A 26,584-nucleotide genomic window follows, 5' to 3' on the forward strand; every position below is an offset into this window, starting at 1 on the left:
GAGTCTCGGCTGTTACCTGCCAGAAAATCAGATGAAGCTGTCACGAAGCTGACATTGCACCGCACAAACGGCATTTTCGAACGTGGAGACCCGCACTACTGGGCGCGCAGGGCCTCGTTCCAGCGGCTGATCAGGCGCTCGCGCTTTACCTGATCCAGATAAACCACGAGTCCCGGACTGACCGGTACGGGACGCAAACGGCCTTCTTCCTGAGCACGCAGTCCGGCCGCCGTGTTCTCTCCGGTGAGCGCGGGGTGCAGCGCCGGCAGGCGGACGTCACGCGAGATGACTTCCTGGCCTTCGCGGGATATCAGAAAATCCAGGAAGGCGGCGCCGAGATCCGGCGACTTTGCGGCGCGGGGGACCAGGCCAATGCGGGACATGACTACTGTATAGTCTTCCGGCATGATGATGCCGATGTCCGGATTGCTCGCCGCCCAGGAAGCCGCGTAGGAGCCCAGAATGTTGTAACCGAGGGCAAAACGCCCGTCGGCGACGCGCTCCAGGATGGCGGAAGAATTCGAATAGAGTTTGACTCCGGCCGAACCCATTGCCCGGACCAGCTGCCAGATATCGCGGTAATGTTCCTGATCCCGGGCCAGAAAGAAAAACCCGAGTCCGGCGCGTTCGATATCGTAGGTGCCGATTCTGCCGAAGATCTCGTTGTCGCTGTTATAGAGATAGTTGATCAGGGCTGCGCGGGTTCGCGGCGGTGTGTGGTCTGCGAAGGACGGCTTGTGGTAGACGATAACGGCCGGCTCAAAGGTCACGCCGAAGGCCGCATTGCGCCAGGTCGCCCAGTCAGGCAGCAGGTTGGCTGAGGGCAGGTTCAAACTGGCCGCATAACCGTCATTGGCGAGCTTTACCTGCAGGTCCATGGCCGAGGAAAACGCCACATCGGCGGTGGTGCCGTCCCGATCGCTTTCGTCCAGGACGCGGGCGTAGATTTCCAGTGTCTGGAGTTCGGAATAATCAATCGCGATAGATGGATTGGCGATCTGATAGCTGTCGATCAGGGGACGGGCGATCTCTTGATCCAGCGAGCTGTAGATGGTGAGTACGCGGCTGTTGATGTCTCCCGACTTTGCCGGAAAGAGGGTCCCGGCGGCGGCGGCCGGGGCGAGGGGGCAGAAATACGCCACAAACGCCGCAAACATAAAGGCGGTAAAGAATGCAAGATTTCGACGTTTCCCCATGCACTCAGCTTGCCCGACCACTGCGTGCTTCACAAGTGGACCACTAAGCAATAGCGTTGGAAGCAGATAATGCGTTGGCGAAAGAACAGCGTGACAGGGGGAAAAGGCGTTGCGCCTGCTGGTGGTGGAAGACAACGAGACCTTGGCACAGGGTCTGACGACGGTCCTGAAGGGAGCGGGCTATGCCGTCGACCGGGTGAACGACGGTCACTCGGCCGAAGCAGCGCTCTTGACCACGGCCTACGATCTTGTCGTGCTGGATCTGACTCTGCCCGATATGGATGGCTTGGACGTTCTCAAGAGGTTGCGCCAGCAGCGCGACGATTGCGCCGTCCTGATACTGACGGCGCGCGGCGCCTTGGACGACCGCATCCGCGGGCTCGATCTGGGCGCCGACGATTACATGACCAAGCCCTTTGAAGTGCCAGAGCTCGAAGCTCGTGTCAGGGTCCTTTTGAGGCGAAGGGCGGGCCTTCGGTCCTCGCAGCTCGATTTTGGGGCGCTCTGCCTGGATCTGTCGGCCCGGCAAGTGACCCTCGACGGTGAGCGTATCGAACTGCCGGCGCGCGAGCTTAATGTTCTCGAGGCATTACTGCTGCGCGCCGAGCAGGTGGTGTCCAAACAGCAGATCATCGAGAGCCTTGCGGATTTCGACGACGATATCAGCGAAAACGCGGTGGAACAGTATGTCAGCCGCGTGCGGAAACGCCTTGAACCCTCGGGTTTGAAGATCCGCACGGCGCGCGGCCTCGGTTACATTCTGGAAGCCGGCTGATTCATGGCTGTATCCAGTCAGAATCCTGAGCGCAAACACCATTCTCTTCGGCGCCGGCTGCTGTTGCTTTTACTGGTGCCGCTCTCTCTTATCGGTTTGCTTGCGCTGATTGATGCCTACCGGGATGCCAGAAACACCGCGAACGAGATTTCAGACCGTGTGCTGTCCGGCTCGGCACTGGCGATCGCCGAGCGGGTGATTGTTGGAGAAGACGGAGAGCTGGAGGTTGACGTTCCCTACGTTGCGCTGGAAATGCTGACCTCGGCTGCGCAGGACAGGGTGTTCTATCGCGTCGAAGGGCCCGACGGGCTTTTCATCACCGGCTATGAAAAACTTCCGGTGCCGGAGGGAAGCTACAACGAAACCATCGGCAATCGCGCCCGCTTTTCCGATGCGGTTTTTCGAGGCGATGCCATCCGGCTGGCAACGCTCGACGGGGCTGTCTCGACCGGAACGCGCTCGATCCCCTATCGTGTGGTGGTGGCGGAAACCACCAATGCCCGACAGACATTGGCACGCGACATCCTGATCCGCACGGCAGTGCGCCAGGCATTGCTGGTGGGAATTGCGGCCATTATTGTCTGGATTGGCGTTACGCGTGCACTGAAACCGCTGCAGCGTCTGGAAGAAGCCATCGGACGGCGAAGCCTGGACGACCTTCGCCCGATCGAGCACGAGGTGCCTAGCGAAGTTGAACAGCTGGTGGTCTCGATCAACGGTTTCATGCGCCGCCTGGGCGGCGCGCTGGAAGCGCTGCGGCATTTCACCGGAAATGCGAGTCATCAGTTGCGCACGCCGCTGACAGTCATCCGCACCCAACTTGAACTCACACGACGGGCGGAGACAAATGGCGATGCAGCCTCCGCGTTGCAGGTTGCGGATGGCGCCGTCATTCATGCAGAGCGCACTCTGTCTCAATTGCTGTTGCTTGCGCGTGTCGATGAAGCCTCGGCCGACAGTTTGAGCGATGCTACCTTCGATCTGCGGCAGGAGGCACAGACAACGACTGCCGGATACCTGTCGAAGGCGCGGGAAAAAACTGTCGATCTTGGCTTTGAAGGGCCGGATGCGCCCATCGAGATCAAGGGCGATGCGATGCTGTTTGGCGAGCTATTGCGGAACCTGATCGAGAACGTGATCGCTTACGCCGGCGAAGATGTGACCGCGACGGTACGTGTGGGGCGCGATCGGACGAATGCGTTCCTGGAAGTCGAAGACGATGGGGTTGGAATCGATCCCGGAAATCGCCGCAAAGCCTTGGAGCGGTTTGTCAGGTTCTCACCGGACGATCAGGCCGGGGCAGGTCTTGGTCTCTCGATTGTTTCTGAAATCTCAGAGCTATTTGAGGCGAGGCTGGAGCTGTCGAATGGCGCGGAGGGCAAGGGTTTACTGGTGCGGGTCACCTTTGCCCAGTCATGACGACGCCGACGCCTTTATCGATGACTTTCCTTGCAGGAAACCCGTTCCCCATATCCATTGCGTGACTTTACCATCGCTTCCTACGCCGGGGTGAGACTCAATCGTCACAGCTTCGAAGCCGGATGCCTTGAGCAGCTGTACGAGCTTCGGGACATCCATCGCACAAAAATAACGCCCCAGATCGTCGGTCCAGTCCTGAGAGGCTTCCTTGAAGCTCGCCTTGAAAATTCCACCGGGCCGCAGACTCCGCACCACCTTTGCAAAGACTTCGTTTAGGTCGTTTGAAGATACATGAAGCAGAGATGCGGCTGCCCAAACAGCGTCAAACTCGTTTGTGAATTTGAGGTCGAGGAAATCGGCAACAATCACGTCCTGTCCTGTCCGCGTTTGCGCAATGGAGGCGAGCTCTGGGGATCCGTCGAGGGATGTAACCTTAAAGCCCTGTTTCAACAAAGCGAGGCTGTCGTGACCACCCCCGCAGCCAAGGTCCAGAACGCTCGCACCTGGAGGAAGCTGTGCCGCAAACCCTTCGCGCTGTTCGGTGAAGCCAGGCGAAGGATTGTGCTTCGCATAGTTTTCGGCATTGCAGGCATAGAATGCCCGGGTTTGATCGACTGGTCGTTTTCTCTTCGCCATACGGCGCTATTCTATAGCCTTCCAGACCACGTTCTCCAGCAGCTTCGATACATTGTTCTCATAGTCGTTCCAGGGCAGGCTGCCGCAGAAGGTGATGGAGCCGGTGGCGAAGACGCTGCCGCCGCCGGGGACTTCGAAATAGACCATATCGGCGCGCAATAACTTTTCCTCGGGCTCGCCAGCCCAGTTGGTCAGGTGGGTGAGCTGTTCTTCGGGCACCAGCATGAAGTCTTTGCCGTGCTTTTCCGAACTTGCCAGGACGGTGCAGTTTTCCGGCGTGCCGAGGCGCTGGTCCGCACGGTCCAGCTCGAAGCCGGCAGCGCCGCTGCCGCTGAAGCCGAAGTCACCGAGCAGATCGCCTTCGACGCCTTCGAAAATCCAGTCATACTGCGGATCGAAGCACTTGCGCCGGTAATAGGAGCCGTTGAATTCACCCTGGGCCGAGAAGCCGACCCCGGCGAGCATTTGGGGTGGGCGTCCATTACGGCGCCAAAGGCCGCCGTAGTTGCCGTCGAAGGCGTTGTAGTATTCGCCGGGCTCCGCTGCCCAGGCACGGATGCCGTCCTCGGCCCGGCGGATCTCGATCGCACCGTCTTCTTCCTGGTGCAGGGCGATGCGCCAGTAAAAGCCGTTGCCGCCGAGATAGAGCAGGTTGCCGCCGTTGTCGCGGTAGTTCTGAAGGGCATCCAGGGTTTCGCGGGTGTGATATTCCGGGTGACTCGTGGTCGTGACGGCGTCATAATCGGCGATAGCCGAGACGCCTTCATCGTGCAGTTCCCGGTCGGTGATGACATCGTAGTCGATGCCCTTGGCATGCAGCCAGGAGATCAGGTGGCTGTCCGCCTGGAAATGCCGAAGACCTGAACCCTCGCCGGTTCCGAAAGTCAGATAATCCGGCCGAAGATTGAAGAGGGGTCTGCGATGGGAGGCATGGCAGATGCCTGAGTTATCGGAGTGATAGTTGTAAGTTGAGAGGCCGTAGTCCCGATGTTCCGCAGCGTTATGGGGATAAGCGTCCCAGGCCGTGATGCGCGCCTGCCAGGAGGGATCGTAATCGGGACGCGCGTGGTTGCCGTAGACCGCATAGGTGAAGGTGGGAATCAGCACGCAGAACCTTGATCGTGGCTGTCCCTTTGGGGCGCAGACATAAAACGGCATGGCATCGGCGTGCACACCGCAACGAATGTGCATCACATAGACACCTGAAGGGAGGTCTGCGGGTGGTGTGAAGGTAAAGTCCGTTTTCCAGCCGAAGTCGTAGATATCGTCGTCGTGGAAGTGAATTGCGCCGTATTGCTCGCGCGCGTGCCGCCAGCACATTTCGCTGGCATCCCAGTTCGCGCCGGTCATGGCGCGCGCGGGTAGATTGAACAGCCGGGCATCAACGTCGTTGGGGCCGTCATCGCGAAGCCTTGTGGAGGAGATATCTCTTGAAAAATCCCACCGCGCAATGACGCTGCCCGCTGTTGCTTCGGGCCCACCGAAGATCGTCGGCGCCTCAATCTTACCGTTGAAGTGATCGCAAGCTGCGTGATCATGCCAACGAGCGGCAATGCAGACGGGGCCCTCCAGCGCCGATGGCTCGATAGGATTTGCGATTTTCTGCGTGATCTCAGCGGCGCCGGGCGTTGCGGACTTGATGGGAATTTGCCGAAGTGTAGCGCTGCTGGTTCTTGGGTTGTAAAGAGCGTCCAAGCGGTACCAGCAGCGGAGCTCCAGGACCGTTGAGGTCGTGAGCTGGTTGCCACCGATGCAAAACGCGGCGGCTCCGGTTTCGTTGAGTGAAAGCGTGACCTCACCGACGCTCAGTATTGTCTGCTTCGCTGGTTTTCGAAGCGTCGGGAAAATCAGAACCGAGAGCAGAAAACCCTCGTCATGCGGCAAGGTGACCTCGGTGTCGGTAATGCCGTATGAACCTGGAAAGAAGGGCTGAAACCTAGACGGAAAACTCTGCTCCGGAAACGCGTCTTCAACCGGTTCTTCGATGATGCCCGGACCATCCGGATTGGGGTCGGCGGAGATCGAACGGGTCAGCCAGGCCTGGAAGGGCTCGGTCGCGTTCGAGGATATCTTGAAACCGATGGTCTCGCCGGGACGCAATGAGAGGCGGTCCGAGTATCCAGCCAGAGGGACTGTGGATGTTGTGTTCTGCATTACGCTAAAAAAGCCGCTTTCCATAAACGAGATCGGGCAGGAAGGTAACCCAGTCCGAGAAGAAGACGAGCAGCAGAATCATCAGAACGTAAGGAATCAGCAGCGGCAGGACGCCTACGGAGATCTGTTCGATGGAGACGTTACTGATACGTGCCGCAACGAAGAGGTTCACACCGATGGGCGGGGTGAGGAATCCGATCTCGCAGGTCATCACGGTGAAGATGCCGAAGAGGACCGGATCGACACCCAGACTGGTCACCAATGGGAGGAAGACCGCCGTAAAGATAATGATCTGGGGAATGCTCTCGAGCCACATGCCGACGATGATGTAGAACACACCGATCATCAGCAGGATAAGCCAGGGGTACTCCTTGAAACCCTCGAACAAACCCAGGATCGACAGCGGGATATCGTAGAGCGTGACCAGTTGGCCGAAGGCCTTGGTGGACCCCAATATGAAGAGCACAGTGCCGATGACGATGGCGGTGAACTTGAAAGCTGCAAAGACCCTTTCCAGCGTCAGTCCACGATATATGAAGAGGCCGACAAAGAGGCCGTAGAAGACGGCGACGCCTGCCGCTTCCGAAGGCGTGAAAACGCCAGTATAGATCCCGCCCAGAATGAGCACCGGCGCAAAGACCGCCCACTTGCCGTCCCACAGGGCCTCGAGCAGAGGCTTCCAGGTAAAGCGTTCCCCGGTGCCGCCGTAATTGTTTCTGGCTGCGACGATGAAAGTCACCACCATCAGCATCAGGCCGAGCAGCAGGCCCGGCAGGATGCCGGCCAGGAACAGCCGCGGGATCGATTCATCCGAGACCAGGGCATAGATGATCAGCAGGTTGCTCGGCGGGATCATGCTGCCCAGGGCACCGGCTGCTGCTGCGATGGCCCCGGCGAAACGCGGCTGATAGTTCTCTTCCTTCATGGCCGGGATAGTGATCGAGCCGATCGCGGCGGTGGTCGCGGGCCCGGAACCGGAGAGAGCGGCGAAGAACATGCAGGCAACCACTGTAACAAGCCCGAGACCGCCCTTGTAGGCGCCGACCAGCCGCTGGGCGATAGTCACCAGCTTTTCCGACATGCCGCCCTGTTCCATCAACTGTCCCGCAAGCACGAAGAGCGGAATGGTGACCAGCGGAAAGGGCTCGAAGGCGGTCCAGGCAGATTGCGCCATCAGGGTCAGCGGGATATCCGCGATCAGAACGCCCGCGACCGTGGCGATACCGGCAGCGAAGGGGATGGGAACGCCGATAGCCATCGTAAAGATGAAGACCGCCGCCATGACGAGAGGGCCATTCATAGCGGGAGACCCTTCCAGCCGGATTTACCCCAGCGCCAATAGACCTGAAGGATACGAAACAGCATGAGGACCAGCGCAGCGGGCACGACGATCTGCACCCAGCGCTGCTCGATCCCCAGGCCGGGCGTGATGTAAGTCACTTCGAACAGCAGCTTGGTGTATTCGATGGTTTGGGTGACCATGAAGACGACAAAGCCGAACCAAAGCGCATCGGCCAGGACCACGCTCGCGATCTGAAGTTGGCGAGGCAGGGCGTTGACCAGCATGGTAATGCGGATATGCGCCCGCTCGCGCACCGCCATTGACGCGCCGAGGTAAACCGCAAAGATCATCCCATAGACGGCGGTTTCTTCCGCCCAGGCGCTTGCCGAGGAGAAGACGAAGCGCAGGATCACTTGAAGCATGACACTGCAGGCCACAACAGAGAGGCAGATCGTGCAGATGACTTCTTCGAAGGATTTGTCGAGTTTCGATAACACTACGAGCAACTCCGGCGGCGATGTTTCAGTCGCGCACTATGGCAGCACAGGACGGAAGACCCTGAAGCGGGAAGGCGGCCGGCACTTAATCGTCGAGTGCCGGCCTTCATCCAAACGATTGGAGGCGGTGTTTACTTCGCGGCAGACCTGATCGCTGTCAGCAGGGCCTTGAAGTCGTCGCCCTTTTCGGCCGCATAGCGGTCCTGCACGCGTTGACCCGCTGCGATGAAGTCGCTCTTGTCGAAGTCGACCGTCTGCATGCCGCCCTGGCCCTCGGAGGTCAGGAAGGACCGGATCTCGGCGATCTGCTGGGACATGGTTTCCTTGTGGAAAACGCCTGCTTCCTTGGCAGCGCGCATGACCGCGTCCTTCTGCGCGTCGTCCAGCTTGCCCATAATTCGCGAGCTGGCGAACAATGGCGAGAAGTAGGAGAAATGCTCAAGCGCGGTGAAGTAAGGCATGATCTCATAGAACTTCTGAGACTTGATGAAAGAGGTGCCGTTGTCCGCACCCTCGACCGTCCCGGTCTGCAGGGCCGTCGGTGTATCGGCCCAGGGCAGGGGAATCGGTGCGGCGCCGAATTCCTTGAAGGTGTCGATCATGACCTGGTTCTTGGGTACGCGGACCTTCAGGCCCTTCATGTCGGCCATGGACTTGATCGGATTGCGCGCGTTATAGAAATCACGGTCGCCGACGAAACCGAAAGTCAGCAAATGGACCTTGGTTGCACCGTGCAGCTTGCTTGAGAAGTCCGCACCGACATCACCTTCCAGCACCTTATAAGCGTGTGCTTTGCTTTCGAAAACGTAAGGCAGGACAAAGGCGTCCATCAGTGGGAAGTGCGGTGAGACGTTGTTGCCGGTGATGATGTGCATATCGACCGTGCCGAGCTGCATGGCCTTGAAGGCTTCGTCCTCGGTGACCAACTGCGCACAGCAGCGCACTTTTACGTCGATCGTGCCGTTCGAGTACTTCTCGGTAAGCTCTTCGAATTTGTTGGCCAGCACGCCGTAGGTACTGGTTTCCGCCGCCGCATAGCCGAGGTTGATCGTGACGTTGTCGGCCTGCGCGCTTGCGCTTCCCAAGGCTGTTAATGCAAGCACAGCCGTAGCTGCGCTCAATTTTCCTGCTGTTTCCCAGAACATCGGACTCTCCCACCATTATATTGTGTTCCCAGGATATTGAGCCGCAGAACGATCGATGTATAATATTATATCAGTCACTATTGATACCTTTTTGATATCATGCGTTTTGGCATTAGACATATCCGTCATTTCACCGCAGTGGCGGAGGAGCTTCATTTCCGCCGTGCGGCCGAGCGCTTGAACATGGCGCAGCCGGCCTTGAGCCGGTCTATCAAACATCTCGAAGGGCAGATCGGGGTCCAGCTTCTTGAGCGCACGAACCGCAGCGTCAGCCTGACCAAAGCGGGAGAAGTCTTTCTGGAGGGGTGCCATTCCATGCTGGCGAACATGGAAGGCGCGGTTACGCAGGCCCGTAAGGCGAGCATCGGCGAGATCGGCCATCTCGTGATCGGCTATACGGATTTCGCCATCAGTGGCGCCTTACCCCAGATCCTGCAGGATTTCCGGCAGCGGTACCCGGGTATTACGGTCGAGCCGATCCACCACGTAACCATGCGGCAGCTCGAAGGGCTTGAGTCCGAAAAACTGGATTTTGGATTTATCACCGGGCCTTTTGACCGGCCCGGATATCATGGTGTGGTGGTGCAGGACGATGCCTATGTGGTCATTTTCTACGAAGGCCACCCGCTGGCGAAAAAGAAGTCCGTGACACTTTCCGAACTTGCCGATGAGCCCTTTGTCCTCGGCAGCCCGAATGATTGGCAGCACTTTCACGATCACTTGAACCGCCATTGCCGTGCCGCCGGTTTCGTCCCGAAGATGGTGCAGCAGGCCTATAACTCGGAGGGGATCTTCGGGCTGATCGCCTGTGAGATGGGAATTACGGTTCACACCGAGTGTGCTTACAACTATGTAAGAAAGGGCTTGGTGGTCAGGCCGATCCGTGGCCTCGACGAAACCTTAAAGACCATGGCGGTCTGGAAAGACAATGAGCGCTCACCGGCGCGCAGAGTCTTTGCCGACTTTCTGCTGGAACAGGCGGGCGGGTCGTAGAACTAAACTTGGGGGCAATCACTTGAAGAAGATACTGGCATTTTCCGGCAGCAGCAGCTCACGCTCGATCAATCAGAAACTGGTTCGTGCCGCGGCCGGTCATCTTGAGCCCTCTAATGTCACCGTCATCGATATCCGAGACTATCCCATACCGATCTATTCCATCGACATCGAGGAAGGTGAGGGCTTTCCCGAGAATGCGCTGCGTCTGCGCGCGCTGTTCAGTGAACATGACGGCTTTCTGATTTCCTGCCCGGAGAACAATTCCTCCATTACGGTGATCCTGAAGAACGTGATCGACTGGATGTCCCGGATGGAAGGCAAGATCTTTCAAGAAAAGCCAGTGGTGCTGATGTCGACCACGCCCGGAAAAAACGGAGGGCGAACCAATCTTGAGCACATGGCGAAGCTGATGCCATGGTGGGGAGGGTCGGTCGTCGCAACCTTCAGCCTTGCGCGTTTTCAGGATACTTTCGATGTCGAGGCCGGTGCGCTCCGCGATGCGGAGCAACAGGCTGAACTGCTGGCTGCTGTGAAGGCCCTGGAGGTTGCGGTTGGGTAGGCTTGTTGTCAGGGGCGTACCAGGGCGGCCAAGACGTAGTCGACGATGACGGTGACCGGCAGCCGCCAATCGCCGGGCTGATTGTAGTTGCCCGCAGTGATCACGATGGCGAGGTCGAAATTCGGCATGATCATCAGCCGCTGACCACCGTTGCCGAAGGCCGCCATCCAGGGCTCGCCGGTGACCGGTGAGGTGCCGAGCCACCATTGGTATCCATATTCAAGAATGTCATCGACACGGGCGCGCGGCGTGAGGGATTCAGCTAGCCAGTCCTCCGGAACCAGCTGTTTGCCGTTCCACTGCCCCCGATTTAGAACGACTTGTCCTATTTTTGCCAGATCACGCGGTCTCATGCGCAGGCCGGAGGCGGCTGCGGCTTCGCCGTCTATCCCCTTGACCCACTCGACGTCGGAGATGCCCAGCGGGTCGAAGAGTTTATCCCTGGCAAAGTCGAAGAGAGGCTTGCCGCTGCCGCGCGCAATCAGCTTGGCGAGTAGGGCGGTTGTACCGCCGTTGTACTGCCATTGTGTACCGGGCTTGGTTGCGAATGGACGGTCAAGAACGAAGCGGTATCGATCCGGCGAGAACTCCATCGCGATCTCACTGTTATTAGGATCGTCGTAGGGCAGGCTTTCGTTCCACTGAGTGCCGAGCCGCATGGTCAGGGCATCGGCCACGGTCATACGGCGGCGATCGGAGTCTGCCGCGAGGTCTTTGTACTCGGGAAAGCTATCCACGATGGGCGCATCCAGTGCCGGTGCGAGTCCTTCCTGAAGGGCGATACCGTAGAGCAGGCCGACGATGCTCTTGGACACTGAGCGCAGGTCATGTTTGGTCTCGGCGTCGAAACGCACCAGACTCAAGGACCTTCCCCAACGCTCGTCGAGTCCTTCGTAGTAGCGCTCGAAGACCAGTTTGCCGTTCCTGACAACCAGGACCGAATGCAGTCCGTCGAGTTTCCCTTCCCCGACAGCAGCGTCAAGCTTTTCTGCCACGTCGGATTGAAAACCTGCCGCTTCAGGAGTGATGCTCTGCCAAGATTCTGCGGTGGCGGATTGCGAAGACAAAGTCAACGGCATAAGCGGACCTACAAGGGCGAATACGAAGCGGAGAAGTGTGGATGTTGCAGCCATCAGTGATTGTACCTCGCTCTGAGTATAGCGGCAACGCGACAACTCGCTGTACAGCTCTTGCTCCGCGATTTTAAGCTGCTATGACTCGACTCCCGGTATTCCCGCTCGGGCCTTCATCAAACAGGATCTTTTGCTGTGCGTTACTCCCCTCGCGTCGACCGTATTGCCGGTGAAGGTGCCGCCGCCTGGCGGATCCATATGGAAGCCGTCGACGCCCGTCAGCGCGGTGAAGATATCATCGTCATGAGCATTGGCGATCCGGATTTCGCCACGCCGCCGGCGATCGTTGAAACCGCAGTACAGGCATTGCAGGCCGGCGATACGCACTACACCGGTATTGCCGGGCGTCAGGAGCTACGGGCCGCGATTGCGAGGGAGGTCGAGGCTTGCGGCGGTCCGGCCGTTACAGCGGAGAATGTGATTGTGCTGGCAGGCGCGCAAAACGCCTTGTTTTCGGCATCTCTCTGCCTGTTTTCGCCGGGTGACGAGGTGATCGTCCTTGACCCCATGTATGTGACCTACGAGGCCACGGTGCAGGTCTCGGGTGCAAAGCTGGTTTCCGTGCCCGCGCTCCCAGACAGTGGCTTCCGGCCTGATCTGGACGCCATCGAAGAGGCAGTGACTGAGCGCAGCCGCGCCATTATGTTCGCCAACCCCTGCAATCCATCCGGCGTTGTCCTGACCCGGGAAGAACTCGAAGGCATTGCCGAGATTGCCAGGCGTCATGATCTCTGGGTGATATCCGACGAGGTCTACGGCTCGCTGACCTTCGAGCAGGACCACATCATGATCGCAGGTTTGCCTGAAATGGCGGAGCGGACCGTGACGGCGGCAAGCCTCTCGAAATCCCAGGCCATGACCGGCTGGCGTACCGGTTGGATGGTCGGCCCCAAGGAGTTGATCGCCCATGCAGAGCACCTTTCGCTCTGTATGCTTTACGGACTGCCAGGTTTCATCCAGCAGGCGGCGCTTACGGCGCTGGGGAATGCCCGCGGCGAAATGGACCGCATGCGCGATATTTACCTGTCGCGCAGGAACCGGGTGATCGAAGGTTTAGAGGGCGCCGGCAAGCTTTCGGTCGTGCCCTCGGAATCCGGAATGTTCCTATTGGTCGACGTGCGGGAAACCGGCATGACGTCGCTGGATTTCGCCTGGGCGCTCTATCGGGAGGAAGGCGTCTCGCTGCTGGATGCGGCGGCCTTTGGCAGCAGCACTGCGGGTTACGTTCGTTTGTCCTACACCCTGGGAGATGAGGCGCTGGACGAAGGTTGCCGCCGGATCTGCCGCTTCGTGTCGCGTCTTTGATCCAGACCTGTGTGTTGCATCGCTGTTATAGTTCGCGGCGTGGATACAGTCGTCGGTTAAACCAGAGGCGAAGCAAACATGACGGATCGGTCCGGAAATTCCATCGAAGGCGGCTGCATTTGCGGCGCGGTGCGCTATCGCGTCTCCGGGCAACTGGCTGACGTTATCGCCTGCCATTGCCGCGAATGCCGGCGTATGAGCGGTCATTACTATGCGGCCACTGCCGCATCACAGGAGGCTTTTGAAATCACCGAAACTTCGGGGCTAGCCTGGTTCGGATCCTCCAAAAGCTCGCGCCGCGGCTTTTGCCGGGTTTGCGGCAGCAGTCTTTTCTTTGATCACGGTCCGAATGAGCCCGTTGGGATTGCAGCAGGGTCAATCGACGGCAAGCCGACCCTGAAGCTTGCCGCCCACATTTATGTCGATGAAGCAGGCGATTACTATGCCATCGACGATAATGTGGAGCAGTTCGACAGCCTGCGCTGGCGCAATGGTGGTTGGGACAAACTTCGGCATGACGATCCGCGCTGACGGCAGTTATGACACCAAGCGTGATCCTGGTTGACGACTTCATCGCCTATACCATCGGTATCGTCGTATACTTCGTCGGTATGCGCCTTACCGATCACATCGGTTTTTTGCGCACCTATAATATTCCGGAGCCGGTGACCGGCGGGGTGCTGGCCGCGCTGGTTGGACTCGGTATCTTTCTCGCGACCGGGATGGAAATCGACTACGACTTGGAGACACGCGATACGCTCCTGGTCTATTTCTTTACGACCATCGGTCTGAACGCCCGGATTTCCGACCTCTTGGCCGGCGGTCGTCCGCTTCTCATTCTTCTTGGGTTAACACTGGGCTACATCGTGTTGCAGGATGTGGTCGGTGTGTTAGCCGCGCAAGCCATCGGACAGCCCAGCGCCATAGGCATACTGGTCGGATCGGCGTCTCTGATCGGCGGGCATGGCACGACCATCGCCTGGGCGCCGGAGATCGCCGCAAACTATGGGGTGCCGAACGCCTTGGAGATCGGTGTTGCGGCGGCGACCCTGGGTTTGGTTATGGCGAGCCTGCTTGGGGGGCCCATCGCCAAGTTTCTCCTGGCGCGTCATCGCATTTCTGACGTGGAGACCAACGGCATGATCGTTGGCATCTCGCACGAAAAGGAAGACACGGAACAGATCAACCACGTCAGTATCATGGCGGTGATCCTGGTGATGCACATCGCCATTATTATTGGCTTTACGGTAAATGAAGCGCTTGAGGAAATCGGACTGAAGCTGCCGCTATTCGTTTCCTGCCTTCTGGTTGCCATTCTTCTCTCGAACACGGTGCCCTACATTTTTCCAAAGATGCATTGGCCGGCAAGAACCAAAGCGCTTGCGGTTATGTCCGACTTTTCTCTGGGGCTTTTTATCGCCATGTCCCTGATGTCCATGCAGCTCTGGTCGATCGCGGATCTCGCGGGGCCGCTTCTGCTGTTGTTGGCGCTTCAAGCGGGGGTGACGGTGGCCTTCATCTTGTTGGTACTGTTTCCGCTGATGGGGCGGGACTATCTGGCCACCGTGCTGAGCGCAGGCTTCGCAGGTTTTGCTCTCGGCGCAACTCCGACTGCGGTTGCCAACATGACGGCGGTGACCAAAACGCATGGTCCAGCGCCGACCGCCTTCATCATCCTGCCACTGGTGGGCGCCTTTTTCGTCGATATCACCAACGCCTTCGTGATCCAGTTTTTCCTGAATTGGTGAACCAGGCCATTTGCTCGAAACCTGTTCGACTGTTCTTGCGCAGCGGTTTTTTAACCTTGGAGTTCCGTATCGCGGGACGCCAGTTTTGGAGATAAGACATGTTCTATCGGCTTGCCCTTGTTTGTCTCGTCGGCTATTCGGCCCTGTCCGTGGCTATCGCAGCGCCTGAGTTTGAGTTTCTCGGCGCCAGCAGTGCTGATCTGGACAATCCGCACGATTTGAAGCTGTCGCCCGATGGGCGTTATCTCTTTGTCTCTGACGTGGACAACAACCGCGTTGCGATCCTGGATCCCGAGAGCCTGGATCTTGTTGCAGAGTTCGGCAGCGATCATCAATCGGGAACACATGACGTTGACTTCGATGCCGAGGGGCGCGCGTATATCGCGGACACCCGGAACAACCGGGTCACGATTTATGAGATGAAGGGTACGGATGCGACTCTGGCCGGCGAGTTGAAAGAGGGCATACGCGGGCCGGAAGGTGTTCTTGCCCACCCCAACGGCCGCGTCTACGTGGCCGGTGCCTGGTCCGGCAATGTCATCGTCTACGATCAGGGCGAAGTGGTCGGCGCGCTGGAGGGCTTGTCTTCGCCGCATGATCTGGAACTGGTGCCGGGGGGCGACATCTGGCTTTCGGACGCCGGCAATGACCGTATGCTGTTGCTATCACCTGATCTGGAAATCAAGCAGGAATGGGCGGGGGCGCCCTATAACTTTAACGGAGTGCGCTATCAGGACGTTCTGCCCGACGGGACAGTGATCGCGGCCGACAAAAACAGTCACTCGGTCAAGATCATTGCTGCCGACGGCACTCTTCTGACAGTGCTGGGAACAGGAAGACCGGAAAAAGGGGCGGGCAAGTTCACCACGCCGGAGGGCGTCGAAGTACGCGGCGATATCGTCTGGATTTCGGACTCCGGCAATGACCGGGTGGTGAAGTACCGGATGATATATTGATTGCTGAGCGTTTTCCCCGAAGCAAACAGCCTCAAATTTTACGTACGAAATCAACTCCACGCAGATTGAGAGGCAGCCAAAGTTGAAGCGAGTTAAACGTGAAGTGCTCGAAAGACGGGGTGCGCAGGTGTTCCATTTGGCGACAGGCCAAATGCTTTATGGCAGACTTCTATTCGAATTTGTCTGCATCTGCGCGGGGAGGGTGATTGATGGCGGAAGTTGCGACTGTGATGCCACTTCACGAGGTGCCGGCGTTCAGGGGCTTAAAGGAAGTCGCCAAGGAGTTCGGTGTTGAATTCACGCTGTTCGGCGGCGCGGCGACCCGCGCGCTGATGTATATGCATTACCGGCCGGGCGAGGACTTCGATCTATTCAACCTGACCCCCTTCACCTCCGATATTGACCTCTGGCACAACGGCGAACGCGAGGACACGCCGAACATTATGCAGGCGATCAACGAGACGATTCTCTTTGCGCCCTGGTGCCGTTGGGCTCTGCAGGATGCCGATATCGGCAAGAAGGCGGCGGTAAACCGGTCGCGCTCGACGCGGGTACCGCTGCGCTCCCTCGCGCTCAGCACCCTGGAATCCATGGAGATTCCCACGGCTGCAATCGAGGATCTTCAAGCCCGCCGGGTCAGTTTCGAAAGAAACGAGGCTTATCGGCAGAGCGACTTCGCGCGCAAGGGCCGCGATGCAGAGATTTTCGGCCTGATCATGGCCTTGAACCTGCTCGCCGACATGCGTGATATCGCAGGAGAGGGGGAACTGACTGAAGAGGAAGAGGCTTTGCGCTGGGTGACAGCGCCCGACGCCTGGCAGGAGCTCTACGCTCCTGTGGATACCGGCCGCCTGACCACACGCCTGTGGCATCTGCTTGCGTCTTACATGGCGCGCAGCAATCCGGGTTCCTCCCGGGCCGCCGATGTCCTGATCGAATTCGCCGGTCAGAGCGAGGGCTTGCGTTCGGCGAAGGTCGATCTGCAGGGGGTCTTCTTCGATGGTCAACCGTTGAGCGCCTCCAAGATGACCGCTGCCGGGGGTTTCAGGGTGCCGGAGCTCTCGCCCGAAGTGGTGACCGGGGTAGAGGCGCAGACCGCCTTCGAGAAAATCTGCACGGAGCTGCAAGAGGCCGGTTTGCCCGCGCACGATCTGCCGCAGATCGATCCGGCCTTCGAACTGATCGGCGTGGTGCCTGAAATCACAGTGCGCGGCGAAGCCGGTACGCGTTACGAAGATGGTGGTAATCCGGACAGCGTGTTCGAAAGCTGGAGCCCGGCCGACTTCGTTCACCTCGCATGGCAGGACGACGGCGGCGCGAAGTCAGATCTAAATCCTGGCCATCTGAATCCTGCGGGCATGACGGCCTGTGTGTTGCCCCGCGTGGCCGACCAATCCTACGGCTGGGCCAACGCCGCTGCGGTCGGCGGGCGGTTCGCGGGTGGCAGAAACTGGATCCGGGTCGACTTGCAAGACACCACCGACCGGGGGCGTGACGCGAAGGATAAGCCAGCGAGCATCCTTATCCTTCAGTCGCGGTTGTGAGGGCGCCATGTACGGACTGAAACGTATCAGTGCGCAGGCGAGTGACAAACACGCCGTGGTCATTCTGCACGGTATCCGCCAGACCCGCGACCATCTCGCAACACCGTTCGGCGAAGCCCTGGTCAAACTGGTGCCCGACAAGGATGTCTATGTCTACGGCTACGACCATACCAGGGAGCTTGTCACCAACGGCGTCCATCTTGCAGACAGCATAACGGCGAAGCTGAAGGCCGAGCGTATCGATCTGGTCGGTTACAGCATGGGCGGGTTGGTGGCACGCCTCGCCGCTTCGGACAGATTCATCGAGAACCTCCACACGGTGGTGACCATCGCGACTCCCAATCGCGGCTCCCTGGGGCCGGCGCAGTTGAGCCTGCTGGGGCAGATGGTGCTGGGGACGTTCCGGACCCTGTCGCCACTCGCACCCGGAACGGCAGGCGTCAAAAACCTGACCGAGGCAGCGAAGATCATGTCCGACCGGCGCGATAGGTTGAAGAGCCAGTATCCGCCATCAGAATCACCGGTTGCGCACCTGCGCTTCGCCAGCATTCCTGCACTGTTTTACCATCCTGACCGCAGCGAATTCGCTTTCGGGCCCTCTGTCCAGCTCTCACTTGCCCAGAAACTCGTCCGGGGTGTCGGCCTGAAGTGGCAGCTCGACGACATGGACAAACCGCATGACGGAATCGTCACGGAGAGTTCCAGCAACCTGACCCGGCAGGATTCCTTTGATTGGTCGGAAGTCCATATGGCGGAACCGGGGCAGAACGGCGAGCCGCCCCGCTGTCATGCAGTGCTGGACATCCACCGGCACCACGACCATGGCTCTATCGTAGCTAAGGCCGCGTCGGAAACGGCAGAATTAGTTGCTGCCTTGCTGATGAGTGGCGACTGGCGGAATTTGGAAGCGGAACATCCTGCGCTAAAACAGCGGTTGAGAACGACTTGGGCGTAATCTACCCACCGGTGGAACCACTTCGTCGGAAATCAATGCCATCGGCCGCGAGTGACCCTTGCGGAGCCTTTCGCGCTAATTCTGCCGCGCCGATCCACTCATAGGGCGGATGCTAAAGCTTTTTTATGACGCCTCCCGAAGTGCAATGGCACATTGCGAAGCCGCTGACATTTGCACTTGTGGGATCGCCTCCCAACCACTGACCGACGACTTTCGGTATGCAGGGGCTTGGAGTCATAACGCCCTGCGCCGCAGCCGTTGCCGCTAATGTCATAGGATCATTCATCGAGCTGCACATACCAAAGGCTGGTACGTTCACCAGTGGTATAGTTTCACCGGCTTGTGCTTTGCCTGACGGTTGCATTGATTGGAAGGCGCCGGGTGAGGTGCCGAAAGAACACGAAACCGTATCGCCGTGTTTCAGAATGTTTTCATCAGGCATTATCATCTCCCAATTGATCCTGGCCTCTTTCTCGCTGAAGGAGTCGGCCCCTGTTTTGTTCCGTGACGGAAACTATAGTCATCGCTAGTAAAACGTGTACCAACTAAATTGTGTCGCGTCGATAATTCGTTAAATTGCGAGCCATTCTTAATTGTATTGAAAGCTGTTATTTTGCCATTTTTACGAGTGGTCGAACTTCTTGCTGAGGTGAGACTGGTCAGCAGGTTCAATGCCTTATGAAACCTTCAATTTATTTAAAAGATATTGAGAGGATGAAGCTATGACTTTGGCGATGACAGATGCCGGCCGGGCAGCCTATAACAGATTGGAAAAACCACTTCTGATATGTCCTGCTCTCTCAGTTTGGACTTCACATTTTTACCGAGGCCGAAAATGACATGCCCAGCCACTGGCGCCGATTCGCCGGAACGCTCACTCGACCCCGAAGACTGGACTGAATTCCGGAAGCTATCGCATGCCATGCTGGATCAGGCGCTCGACCACATGGAAGCGGCGACGGAACGCCCGGTCTGGACACCGGTGCCCGACGAGGCGAAGCAAGCGCTGGTCGAACCAGTCCCGATGGAGGGCCAGGGCACGGCGCAGGTTTGTGAAGATCTCACGAAACACGTGCTGCCCTACGCCACCGGCAACACGCATCCGCGTTTCTTCGGTTGGGTGCATGGAGCGGGAACGCCGGGCGGCGTGATCGCCGATACCATGGCGTCGGCCATGAATTCCAATCTCGGCGGCCGCGATCACGGTGCCGTCTATGTCGAGCGGCAGGTTGTCGACTGGTGCCGGCGGCTGTTCGATTTTCCCGAGACCGCCAGTGGCCTGGTCGTAAGCGGGACGTCGATTGCCACGCTCATTGCGCTGACCACCGCACGTTACCAGAAGGTTGACTATGACGTGCGCCGCCGCGGCGTGCAGCCAAGCGAAGGCAAATTGGTGGGTTATGCATCTGCCGAAGCCCATAGCTGCATGGCGCGCACCTTCGATCTCATGGGGCTCGGCATGGATGCCCTGCGGACAGTGCCCGTCGACGAGGCCTACTCCATGGACATCAACGCTTTACGTGCGGCAATCGAGACCGACCTTGCGGCGGGCAAGATGCCCTTCTGTGTGATGGGCTCCCCCGCGACAGTCAACACCGGCGCGATAGATGACCTCGATGCCATCGCGGATGTTTGCAAAGAGTACGATCTCTGGTTCCATGTCGACGGTGCTTTCGGCGCCGTGGCTGCCTTGAGCGAAAACCTGCGGCCGCGCATGAAGGGGATCGAGCGCGCCGACTCCATCGCCTTCGACTTTCACAAGTGGATGCATGTGCAGTACGACGCGGGTTTTGTGCTTATTCGCAGCGAGGAAGCTCATCGCGAGGCCTTTACGCTGCGCCGGGAATACCTGACCGCGTCACCGCGCGGTCTGGCGGCGGGCAATCCCTGGTTCTGCGAATACGGTCCGGAACTCTCGCGTGGCTTTCGGGCGCTGAAGGTTTGGTTCGCGCTGAAGGAACACGGCATCAAGCGGATCGCGGAGAAGGTCGACGATAACTGCCGGCAGGCGGCCTATCTCGGTGAACTTGTGCAGGCGCACCCGGATCTGGAGTTGTCGGCGCCGGTCTCGCTAAACATCTGCTGTTTCCGCTTCGTGGCGCCGGACATGACGACGGAGGCGTTGAACAAGCTCAACTCCGAGATCGTGATGGATTTGCAGGAATCGGGCGTTGCCGCGCCCTCGACCACCAAGCTCGGCGAGGTTAACTCGATCCGGGTGAACATCACCAACCACCGAACGACCACGGCGGATATGGATTTGCTGGTAAATGCGGTGGCGGGTTTGGGGCGGAAGGCGGTTGAAGTCTAAACCGCAGATATCTACCAAGTTGAATTGAGTTTCGTCATGCTAAGTCCGAGAGATGTTGCTTTTGTTGGGTGTCGCTTGCTTGCCTTGTTTTTTGTGTTTCAAACTAATAACTGGCTCCCGGCAGCGGAGGCACTCGTTCTACGGGCTTGGGCCTTGTTGGAGCCCACAGCTGTAACGGCTGTCACGGGCTCTCTGGCGATGTTTGCTGGTATCGTGTTCCAGTTAGTTCTTCAACTGGCGCCAGCCTTCGTGCTCTGGTTCGGCGCGACCTGGATCTCTCGCCGAATCTACCCGACCGCCGTAGGCGAAGCTGTAGAGGGTTATTGGGACCGTAAGGCGGTACTGTCCGTAGCTGTGGCAGCTTTTGGTCTCTTAGTATTAATTGTGAGCCTGCCCGGCTTGGTCAATTTATTCTGGGTCGCGCAGGGCGTTTACTCAATTTTGTCGTTCTTTAACATCGACGCGCTTTTTTCCACGATTATTGGAATCGTCTGTATCGTTGGGTCGGATTCCATCGCGCACTTCGTGACGCGACTAAGGCGTTGGTGAGGAGCTAGTGCTTCGCAGACCGGTGATCGGTGTCATCTTCGCATTGATGCTTACGGGAGAATCTATGGCTGCTGCTGTAAGCATTGAACTGGCATCCGGGACGGCGCTTGAGGAGGCTGGTGAAGCGCAGCTCTATCGGATACTTGCGCGCTATGATCTTCAGTCCTTAATCTTCACGCGGCGGGTGCGGATCGAGAGCCGCGTCATTCCCCACAGTCATCCTGTACTCACTCTCAACACGCGCCACCTGGACGACGACGAGTTGCAGTTGGCGACCTTCCTGCATGAGCAGGTCCACTGGTTTTGCAGCGAGAAGGAAGAGGCGGTCGACGCGGCGATTGCTGACTTAAAGCTTCTATACCCGGAGGTTCCTGTCGGCGCTCCGCAGGGTGCACGTGATAAGTACAGCGTCTATCTGCACCTGATTGTGAACTTGCTCGAACTGGATGCCCTGGAGCGGCTGCTTGGACAGAAGAAGGCAAAGGCGGTGATCGCCCGCAAGGATTACTACCTCTGGATCTACGACAAGGTTTTGCAAGAGCGGGCCAAGATCCGGCCCGTACTCAGGGAACACGGCTTAGAGCTACCGCGAAGCTAGCCGCGTGCTGATCAGTTTTTCAGCCGATACCCGGTCTTGAAGATCCACCGGACCATGATCAGACAGATCACGAGGAACAGGGTCACCATGCCCAGGCTCGTCCCGAGGCTCACGTCGGCGATCTCGTAGAAACTCCAGCGGAAGCCACTGATCAGATACACCATGGGATTGAAGAGGGTTACCGTCTGCCAGACCGGCGGCAGCATGTTGATCGAATAGAAGCTGCCGCCAAGGAAAGCAAGGGGCGTGATCACCAGTAGAGGGACGATCTGCAGCTTCTCGAAGCTGTCGGCCCAGATGCCAATTATGAAACCGAAGAGGCTGAAGGTGATCGCTGTCAACACCAGGAACGTCAACATCCAGAAGGGGTGTGCGACCTGCAATGGGACGATCAGACTGGCGGTGCCCAAGATGATTAGTCCAAGGATGATCGATTTAGTGGCAGCCGCGCCGACATAACCCAGCACGATCTCGAAGAAGGTGATGGGGGCCGAGAGGAGCTCATAGACCGTGCCCGAGAACTTGGGAATATAAATGCCGAAGGAGGCATTGGAGACGCTTTGGGTCAACACCGACAGCATGATCAGCCCTGGCACGATGAAGGTGCCGTAACTGACGCCGTCGACCTCGGTTATGCGCGAACCGATTGCGCCGCCGAAGACGACGAAGTAAAGGACCGTCGAGATGACCGGCGCGACGATGCTCTGGGCAATAGTGCGCCAGGTGCGGTTCATTTCGAAGAGGTAGATGGCCCGGACGGCGCGCAGGTTCATGACGGCCTCTTCACCAAATTGACAAAAATTTCTTCGAGCGAGCTCTGCGAGGTGCTGAGGTCTTTGAACTTGATGCCGGCTTTGTCGAGTTCGTTCAGAAGAGACCGGATGCCCGTGCGTTCGGCCTGGGTGTCGTAAGTATATACTAACTGCAGACCGTCGGCGGACAGCGCCAGTTCGTGACCGGCCAGTTCCGTCGGGATGGCTTCTAGGTTCTGTTGAAGCTCAACCGTCAACTGCTTCTTACCCAGTTTGCGCATCAGTTCGGTCTTGGCGTCGACCAGTACGATCTCGCCATTGTTGATGACCCCGATGCGGTCGGCCATCTCCTCGGCCTCTTCGATGTAGTGGGTGGTCAGAATGATGGTTACGCCGGAATCACTCAGCGTTTTGACAACAGCCCACATGTCCTTGCGCAATTCGACATCAACACCGGCTGTGGGTTCGTCGAGAAAAAGGATTTGCGGTTCGTGCGACAGCGCCTTGGCGATCATCACTCGGCGTTTCATGCCACCGGACAGGGCTATGATCCGGCTGTCCTTCTTGTCCCAGAGGGACAGTTTTTTCAACAGTTGCTCAATGTGGCCGGGATTGGCAGGTTTGCCGAAGAGGCCGCGGGAAAAGTTAACTGTGGTCCAGACCGTTTCAAAGGTATCGGTGGTCAGTTCCTGCGGCACCAGACCGATCATGGAACGGGTTTTGAGAAAGTCGTCGATGATGTCGTTGCCGCCGACGGAAACACTGCCTTGGGAGGGATTGAGTATGCCGCAGATAATGCCGATCAGGGTGGTCTTGCCGGCGCCGTTCGGGCCGAGCAGCGCGAATATTTCACCCTTTTGAATCTCCAGGTCGACGCTTTTCAGCGCCTGGAAGCCACCGGCATAGGTCTTGGAGAGTTGAGAGACGGAGATGATGTTGTCCATCGTTGCCTATCTAGCACATGTGCCGAGATTGGCAACCTGGATCGATCAAACTCAGAAGAGGTCTGAGAGCAGTACCGGGTTTAGACGTCGATATCGGCGACGAACTTGGCGTTTTCCTGGATGAAGTTGAAGCGCATTTCCGGCTTCTTGCCCATCAGGCGTTCGACCATATCCGCGGCGTCCTTTTGACGGCCGGCTTTGTCTTCTTCGAGGTCATCCGCCTCCACAATGGTCACGCGCAGCAGCACACGTTTCTTGGGATCCATTGTTGTTTCTTTAAGCTGCTTTGCGGGCATTTCACCCAGGCCTTTAAAGCGGCTGACTTCGATCTTGCCGCGGCCCTTGAAGTGGCTGGCCATCAGCTCGTCTTTATCCATATCGTCCATGGCATAGACGGAATCGCCACCCTGGGTCAGCCGGTAAAGCGGCGGCTGTGCCAGGTAGAGGCAGCCGGATTCGATCAGGCCGGGCATCTCGCGGTAAAAGAAGGTCATAAGAAGTGACGCAATATGCGCGCCGTCGACGTCGGCATCGGTCATGATAATCACGCGCTCGTAGCGTAGTTTATCAAGGTCGAATTGACCTCGGAGCCCGCAGCCCAGGGCTTGGGAGATATCATTGATTTCCTGATTGGCCTTCATCTTCTCGACCGATGCGCTGGCTACGTTCAGGATCTTACCGCGCAGAGGCAGAACCGCCTGAGTTTCGCGCGAACGGGCCTGCTTTGCAGATCCGCCGGCGGAATCGCCCTCGACCAGGAAGATCTCGGTATCACTGGAGCGGCTGCGCGAACAGTCCGCCAGCTTCCCGGGTAATCGCAGTTTGCGGGTCGCGCTCTTGCGGCTCTGTTCCCGGTCCTGGCGCCGCTTCATCCGTTCTTCGGCCCGCTCGATCACGCGCTCCAGCAGGACCCTGGCGCGCTCCGGATGTCCGGACAGCCAATGGTCAAAGTGATCGCGAATCTGACTTTCGACCAGCTTGGTTGCCAGTGGGGTCGCAAGCTTTTCTTTGGTTTGTCCCTGGAACTGCGGATCACGGATGAAAACCGACAGCAATGCACAGGCGCCACCGAGGACGTCTTCGGCCGTAATGACAGAGGCCTTTTTGTTGCTGACCAGTTCGCCGTAGGCTTTCAGGCCGCGCAGCAGCCCCGAACGCAGGCCGGCATCGTGGCTGCCGCCCTCCGGCGTCGGGATGGTATTGCAATAGGAAGAGACGAACCCGTTTTCATCCATGGGCCAGGAGATCGCCCATTCGACCCGGCCTTCGTCACCGGAGAATTTGGCTTCGCCGACGAAGGGCTCTGGTGTGAGCATACGCCGGCTTTGAAGGCTGGCGGCGAGATAGTCTTCCAGGCCGTTGGGAAAGTGGATGACCTGATTTTGCGGGACATCGGTGCCTTCGACCAATGTCGGATGACAGCTCCAGCGGATTTCGACACCGCGATAAAGATAGGCCTTCGAGCGAGCCATCTTATGGAGCTGGGCGGGCCGGTAGCGCGGCGCCTCACCGAAGATCTCGCTGTCCGGCCGGAATACGATTGTTGTGCCGCGGCGGTTCTGGACTGAACCCATGGCCTCCAGTGCGCCGAGCGGGACGCCGCGGCTGTATTCCTGGCGGTACAGTGTGCGGTCGCGAGCCACCTCGATGGCCAGCTTGTCGGCCAAGGCATTGACCACCGACAGGCCGACACCGTGCAGGCCTCCGGACGTCGCATAGGCCTTCTGCGTAAATTTGGCGCCCGAATGCAGGGTGGTCAGAATGACCTCCAGCGCCGACTTGTCCTTGTACTTGGGATGCGGATCAACCGGGATACCGCGGCCGTTATCGCGGATCGTGACCTGGTTATCCAAACCCAGTTCCAGCTCGATGCGGCTCGCATGTCCGGCGACGGCCTCGTCCATGGCGTTATCGAGCACCTCGGCGACCAGATGGTGCATGGCGCGTTCGTCATTGCCTCCGATGTACATACCGGGGCGATGGCGGACGGGCTCGAGTCCCTCGAGGACTTCGATATCTTTTGCGGAGTAGTCGCTCGTGTCTGCGGCGACGGACTGGAACAGATCTGACATAGTCTGCATTATATGGAGGCGGGCAGGAGCCACGCAAGCAGATGATGTAGCCTTTCTGTGGAAAACTACCAGATTTAGTAAGGATTTACGGCGATGACCGAAGAACCCGGCGCCACGCGCCGCGATCCCGCGCTGCGCACCCTGGCCATGCCCGCGGATGCCAACCCCAATGGCGATATTTTCGGCGGCTGGGTGCTCGCACAGATGGATTTGGCGGGTGCGGTGCCGGCCGCACATCATGCCAAGGGCCGAATCGCGACTGTCGCCGTAGAAGCGATGCGCTTCCACAAGCCGGTCTTCGTCGGCGATCTGGTGAGCTGCTACGCGAAGATCGTCAAGATCGGGACCACCTCGATGTCGGTGCACGTGGAGACCTGGGCTGAGCGCCGGCTGGATGGCTCTGAGGTCAAAGTGACCGAAGGCACCTACGTCTATGTCGCGATCGACGAGGAGGGGCGCCCGCGTTCGGTCGCGGACCAATGACTAAACGCAGTAGTACTCCTTGGTATTATGCGTTCACTTGACGGTGACTGTCCCGATCGTCTGATTGCAGGTAAAACAGCAACGGAATGAGGAGACAGCTTTGAGGATGGATGCGATGACAGAAGTACGGGGGAAAAGGAACCGCGCCGCAACGTCTGGCATGATGACCGCGGTGCTGTTCGGGGCTGGTCTGTTTTTCCTGCAGCCGTTACCGGCCCAGGCAGGCGGTGCCGATGTGGTTGGCGTTGAAGCGGTTCAGGACAATGCCGGAAAGTGGCGGTTCAACGTGACCGTGGCTCACGCGGATGAGGGCTGGGACCACTATGCCAACAAATGGGATATTGTTGCGCCCGATGGCACCGTCCTAGGAACCCGGGTTCTGCATCATCCCCATGAAAACGAACAGCCGTTCACACGCTCACTTGGCGGTGTCGAGATCCCGGCTGATATCACCGAGGTGACTCTGCGGGCCAACGACAGTCAGCATGGCTATGAAGGCAAGCCCTTAGCGGTCAAACTGGAGCGCTGACGAAGGTCCTGAATCTGATCATTTTTCACTAAACCAGCAAGAAATG

At 58.4% G+C, this 26,584-nt stretch carries 26 protein-coding genes; 15 read left to right on the forward strand and 11 right to left on the reverse strand.

What is annotated here, in order from left to right; translation table 11 throughout:
* Nucleotides 1-95: 95 nt before the first annotated feature.
* Complete coding sequence (locus tag QMZ18_RS20145) at nt 96-1,196, reverse strand: ABC transporter substrate-binding protein (RefSeq protein ID WP_322097246.1); 1,101 nt, start codon at nt 1,194-1,196, stop codon at nt 96-98.
* A gap of 109 nt (nt 1,197-1,305) precedes the next feature.
* Here QMZ18_RS20145 and QMZ18_RS20150 point away from each other — a divergent pair, with 109 nt between their 5' ends.
* Nucleotides 1,306-1,971: a response regulator transcription factor gene (locus tag QMZ18_RS20150; protein WP_282608146.1), complete on the forward strand. Its 666-nt coding sequence runs from the start codon at nt 1,306-1,308 to the stop codon at nt 1,969-1,971.
* A gap of 3 nt (nt 1,972-1,974) precedes the next feature.
* A complete protein-coding gene (locus QMZ18_RS20155) occupies nt 1,975-3,390 on the forward strand; it encodes a sensor histidine kinase (protein ID WP_282608147.1) in 1,416 nt (471 codons plus the stop codon).
* Here QMZ18_RS20155 and QMZ18_RS20160 read toward each other — a convergent pair.
* From QMZ18_RS20160 to QMZ18_RS20180, 5 genes are all read right to left on the reverse strand, one after another.
* Nucleotides 3,385-4,026, reverse strand: coding sequence for a class I SAM-dependent methyltransferase (locus QMZ18_RS20160; protein ID WP_282608148.1), 642 nt, complete (start codon nt 4,024-4,026; stop codon nt 3,385-3,387). The genes QMZ18_RS20155 and QMZ18_RS20160 overlap by 6 nt on opposite strands.
* A 6-nt stretch (nt 4,027-4,032) precedes the next feature.
* The gene (locus QMZ18_RS20165; protein WP_282608149.1) at nt 4,033-6,180 is read right to left on the reverse strand and encodes a N,N-dimethylformamidase beta subunit family domain-containing protein; all 2,148 of its coding nucleotides are present in this window, start codon (nt 6,178-6,180) and stop codon (nt 4,033-4,035) included.
* 4 nt (nt 6,181-6,184) lie between these two features.
* Nucleotides 6,185-7,480 carry a TRAP transporter large permease gene (locus tag QMZ18_RS20170; RefSeq protein WP_282608150.1) on the reverse strand — a complete coding sequence of 432 codons (1,296 nt, stop codon included), beginning with the start codon at nt 7,478-7,480 and terminating at the stop codon, nt 6,185-6,187.
* Nucleotides 7,477-7,959, reverse strand: coding sequence for a TRAP transporter small permease (locus QMZ18_RS20175; protein ID WP_282608151.1), 483 nt, complete (start codon nt 7,957-7,959; stop codon nt 7,477-7,479). The genes QMZ18_RS20170 and QMZ18_RS20175 overlap by 4 nt, the downstream gene beginning before the upstream one ends.
* A 131-nt stretch (nt 7,960-8,090) precedes the next feature.
* Nucleotides 8,091-9,104, reverse strand: a complete 1,014-nt coding sequence (locus QMZ18_RS20180) for a TRAP transporter substrate-binding protein (RefSeq protein ID WP_282608152.1) — start codon at nt 9,102-9,104, stop codon at nt 8,091-8,093.
* A gap of 99 nt (nt 9,105-9,203) precedes the next feature.
* Here QMZ18_RS20180 and QMZ18_RS20185 point away from each other — a divergent pair, with 99 nt between their 5' ends.
* Entirely contained in the window at nt 9,204-10,097 is an 894-nt protein-coding gene (locus QMZ18_RS20185; RefSeq protein ID WP_282608153.1) for a LysR family transcriptional regulator, read from the forward strand.
* A gap of 22 nt (nt 10,098-10,119) precedes the next feature.
* Complete coding sequence (locus tag QMZ18_RS20190) at nt 10,120-10,659, forward strand: NADPH-dependent FMN reductase (protein WP_282608154.1); 540 nt, start codon at nt 10,120-10,122, stop codon at nt 10,657-10,659.
* Between the two features lie 8 nt (nt 10,660-10,667).
* On the opposite strand, the gene QMZ18_RS20195 is transcribed toward QMZ18_RS20190, so the two are convergent.
* Nucleotides 10,668-11,792: a serine hydrolase gene (locus QMZ18_RS20195; RefSeq protein WP_282608155.1), complete on the reverse strand. Its 1,125-nt coding sequence runs from the start codon at nt 11,790-11,792 to the stop codon at nt 10,668-10,670.
* A 135-nt stretch (nt 11,793-11,927) separates the two neighbouring features.
* Here QMZ18_RS20195 and QMZ18_RS20200 point away from each other — a divergent pair, with 135 nt between their 5' ends.
* From QMZ18_RS20200 to QMZ18_RS20225, 6 genes are all read left to right on the forward strand, one after another.
* The gene (locus tag QMZ18_RS20200) at nt 11,928-13,097 is read left to right on the forward strand and encodes a pyridoxal phosphate-dependent aminotransferase (protein ID WP_282608156.1); all 1,170 of its coding nucleotides are present in this window, start codon (nt 11,928-11,930) and stop codon (nt 13,095-13,097) included.
* Between the two features lie 78 nt (nt 13,098-13,175).
* Nucleotides 13,176-13,628, forward strand: a complete 453-nt coding sequence (locus QMZ18_RS20205; RefSeq protein WP_282608157.1) for a GFA family protein — start codon at nt 13,176-13,178, stop codon at nt 13,626-13,628.
* A gap of 8 nt (nt 13,629-13,636) precedes the next feature.
* Nucleotides 13,637-14,845, forward strand: a complete 1,209-nt coding sequence (gene gltS, locus QMZ18_RS20210) for a sodium/glutamate symporter (RefSeq protein ID WP_282608158.1) — start codon at nt 13,637-13,639, stop codon at nt 14,843-14,845.
* A gap of 98 nt (nt 14,846-14,943) precedes the next feature.
* Nucleotides 14,944-15,801 carry an NHL repeat-containing protein gene (locus QMZ18_RS20215; RefSeq protein WP_282608159.1) on the forward strand — a complete coding sequence of 286 codons (858 nt, stop codon included), beginning with the start codon at nt 14,944-14,946 and terminating at the stop codon, nt 15,799-15,801.
* 209 nt (nt 15,802-16,010) lie between these two features.
* The gene (locus tag QMZ18_RS20220) at nt 16,011-17,345 is read left to right on the forward strand and encodes a hypothetical protein (RefSeq protein WP_282608160.1); all 1,335 of its coding nucleotides are present in this window, start codon (nt 16,011-16,013) and stop codon (nt 17,343-17,345) included.
* A gap of 7 nt (nt 17,346-17,352) precedes the next feature.
* Nucleotides 17,353-18,300 carry a triacylglycerol lipase gene (locus QMZ18_RS20225; RefSeq protein ID WP_282608161.1) on the forward strand — a complete coding sequence of 316 codons (948 nt, stop codon included), beginning with the start codon at nt 17,353-17,355 and terminating at the stop codon, nt 18,298-18,300.
* Nucleotides 18,301-18,412: 112 nt separating this feature from the next.
* Here the strand turns inward: QMZ18_RS20225 and QMZ18_RS20230 are convergent, their stop codons facing one another.
* Nucleotides 18,413-18,742, reverse strand: a complete 330-nt coding sequence (locus tag QMZ18_RS20230; protein ID WP_282608162.1) for a PAAR-like protein — start codon at nt 18,740-18,742, stop codon at nt 18,413-18,415.
* Nucleotides 18,743-19,135: 393 nt separating this feature from the next.
* Here QMZ18_RS20230 and QMZ18_RS20235 point away from each other — a divergent pair, with 393 nt between their 5' ends.
* The 3 genes from QMZ18_RS20235 (at nt 19,136) to QMZ18_RS20245 (ending at nt 21,758) form a co-directional block, all read left to right on the forward strand.
* Nucleotides 19,136-20,611 (forward strand): pyridoxal-dependent decarboxylase, encoded by a 1,476-nt coding sequence (locus QMZ18_RS20235; protein ID WP_282608163.1) that lies wholly within the window; start codon nt 19,136-19,138, stop codon nt 20,609-20,611.
* Between the two features lie 198 nt (nt 20,612-20,809).
* Complete coding sequence (locus QMZ18_RS20240) at nt 20,810-21,160, forward strand: hypothetical protein (RefSeq protein WP_282608164.1); 351 nt, start codon at nt 20,810-20,812, stop codon at nt 21,158-21,160.
* A gap of 64 nt (nt 21,161-21,224) precedes the next feature.
* The gene (locus QMZ18_RS20245; protein WP_282608165.1) at nt 21,225-21,758 is read left to right on the forward strand and encodes a hypothetical protein; all 534 of its coding nucleotides are present in this window, start codon (nt 21,225-21,227) and stop codon (nt 21,756-21,758) included.
* Nucleotides 21,759-21,769: 11 nt separating this feature from the next.
* On the opposite strand, the gene QMZ18_RS20250 is transcribed toward QMZ18_RS20245, so the two are convergent.
* From QMZ18_RS20250 to parE, 3 genes are all read right to left on the reverse strand, one after another.
* Nucleotides 21,770-22,531: an ABC transporter permease gene (locus tag QMZ18_RS20250; protein ID WP_282608166.1), complete on the reverse strand. Its 762-nt coding sequence runs from the start codon at nt 22,529-22,531 to the stop codon at nt 21,770-21,772.
* The gene (locus tag QMZ18_RS20255) at nt 22,528-23,454 is read right to left on the reverse strand and encodes an ABC transporter ATP-binding protein (protein WP_282608167.1); all 927 of its coding nucleotides are present in this window, start codon (nt 23,452-23,454) and stop codon (nt 22,528-22,530) included. Before QMZ18_RS20255 ends, QMZ18_RS20250 begins: the two co-directional genes overlap by 4 nt.
* An 80-nt stretch (nt 23,455-23,534) precedes the next feature.
* Complete coding sequence (gene parE, locus QMZ18_RS20260; protein ID WP_282608168.1) at nt 23,535-25,526, reverse strand: DNA topoisomerase IV subunit B; 1,992 nt, start codon at nt 25,524-25,526, stop codon at nt 23,535-23,537.
* A gap of 93 nt (nt 25,527-25,619) precedes the next feature.
* On the opposite strand from parE, the gene QMZ18_RS20265 reads away from it, so the two are divergent.
* Together QMZ18_RS20265 and QMZ18_RS20270 are read left to right on the forward strand one after the other, a co-directional pair.
* Nucleotides 25,620-26,009 carry an acyl-CoA thioesterase gene (locus tag QMZ18_RS20265; RefSeq protein WP_282608169.1) on the forward strand — a complete coding sequence of 130 codons (390 nt, stop codon included), beginning with the start codon at nt 25,620-25,622 and terminating at the stop codon, nt 26,007-26,009.
* Nucleotides 26,010-26,124: 115 nt separating this feature from the next.
* Nucleotides 26,125-26,538: a hypothetical protein gene (locus tag QMZ18_RS20270; protein WP_282608170.1), complete on the forward strand. Its 414-nt coding sequence runs from the start codon at nt 26,125-26,127 to the stop codon at nt 26,536-26,538.
* Nucleotides 26,539-26,584: the final 46 nt, after the last annotated feature.

The sequence above is a fragment of the Pelagibius sp. Alg239-R121 genome (assembly GCF_947331435.1).
Taxonomy (GTDB): domain Bacteria; phylum Pseudomonadota; class Alphaproteobacteria; order Kiloniellales; family Kiloniellaceae; genus Denitrobaculum.

Coding starts and splice junctions, on each gene's coding strand:
- QMZ18_RS20205 (WP_282608157.1), top strand. CDS start 13,176: ATGACGGATCGGTCCGGAAATTCCATCGAAGGCGGCTGCATTTGCGGC.
- QMZ18_RS20215 (WP_282608159.1), top strand. CDS start 14,944: ATGTTCTATCGGCTTGCCCTTGTTTGTCTCGTCGGCTATTCGGCCCTG.
- gltS (WP_282608158.1), top strand. CDS start 13,637: ATGACACCAAGCGTGATCCTGGTTGACGACTTCATCGCCTATACCATC.
- QMZ18_RS20225 (WP_282608161.1), top strand. CDS start 17,353: ATGTACGGACTGAAACGTATCAGTGCGCAGGCGAGTGACAAACACGCC.
- QMZ18_RS20160 (WP_282608148.1), bottom strand. CDS start 4,026: ATGGCGAAGAGAAAACGACCAGTCGATCAAACCCGGGCATTCTATGCC.
- QMZ18_RS20185 (WP_282608153.1), top strand. CDS start 9,204: ATGCGTTTTGGCATTAGACATATCCGTCATTTCACCGCAGTGGCGGAG.
- parE (WP_282608168.1), bottom strand. CDS start 25,526: ATGTCAGATCTGTTCCAGTCCGTCGCCGCAGACACGAGCGACTACTCC.
- QMZ18_RS20195 (WP_282608155.1), bottom strand. CDS start 11,792: ATGGCTGCAACATCCACACTTCTCCGCTTCGTATTCGCCCTTGTAGGT.
- QMZ18_RS20180 (WP_282608152.1), bottom strand. CDS start 9,104: ATGTTCTGGGAAACAGCAGGAAAATTGAGCGCAGCTACGGCTGTGCTT.
- QMZ18_RS20240 (WP_282608164.1), top strand. CDS start 20,810: ATGTTTGCTGGTATCGTGTTCCAGTTAGTTCTTCAACTGGCGCCAGCC.
- QMZ18_RS20230 (WP_282608162.1), bottom strand. CDS start 18,742: ATGCCTGATGAAAACATTCTGAAACACGGCGATACGGTTTCGTGTTCT.
- QMZ18_RS20255 (WP_282608167.1), bottom strand. CDS start 23,454: ATGGACAACATCATCTCCGTCTCTCAACTCTCCAAGACCTATGCCGGT.
- QMZ18_RS20250 (WP_282608166.1), bottom strand. CDS start 22,531: ATGAACCTGCGCGCCGTCCGGGCCATCTACCTCTTCGAAATGAACCGC.
- QMZ18_RS20265 (WP_282608169.1), top strand. CDS start 25,620: ATGACCGAAGAACCCGGCGCCACGCGCCGCGATCCCGCGCTGCGCACC.
- QMZ18_RS20245 (WP_282608165.1), top strand. CDS start 21,225: ATGGCTGCTGCTGTAAGCATTGAACTGGCATCCGGGACGGCGCTTGAG.
- QMZ18_RS20155 (WP_282608147.1), top strand. CDS start 1,975: ATGGCTGTATCCAGTCAGAATCCTGAGCGCAAACACCATTCTCTTCGG.
- QMZ18_RS20165 (WP_282608149.1), bottom strand. CDS start 6,180: ATGCAGAACACAACATCCACAGTCCCTCTGGCTGGATACTCGGACCGC.
- QMZ18_RS20270 (WP_282608170.1), top strand. CDS start 26,125: ATGACAGAAGTACGGGGGAAAAGGAACCGCGCCGCAACGTCTGGCATG.
- QMZ18_RS20145 (WP_322097246.1), bottom strand. CDS start 1,196: ATGGGGAAACGTCGAAATCTTGCATTCTTTACCGCCTTTATGTTTGCG.
- QMZ18_RS20235 (WP_282608163.1), top strand. CDS start 19,136: ATGACATGCCCAGCCACTGGCGCCGATTCGCCGGAACGCTCACTCGAC.
- QMZ18_RS20170 (WP_282608150.1), bottom strand. CDS start 7,480: ATGAATGGCCCTCTCGTCATGGCGGCGGTCTTCATCTTTACGATGGCT.
- QMZ18_RS20220 (WP_282608160.1), top strand. CDS start 16,011: ATGGCGGAAGTTGCGACTGTGATGCCACTTCACGAGGTGCCGGCGTTC.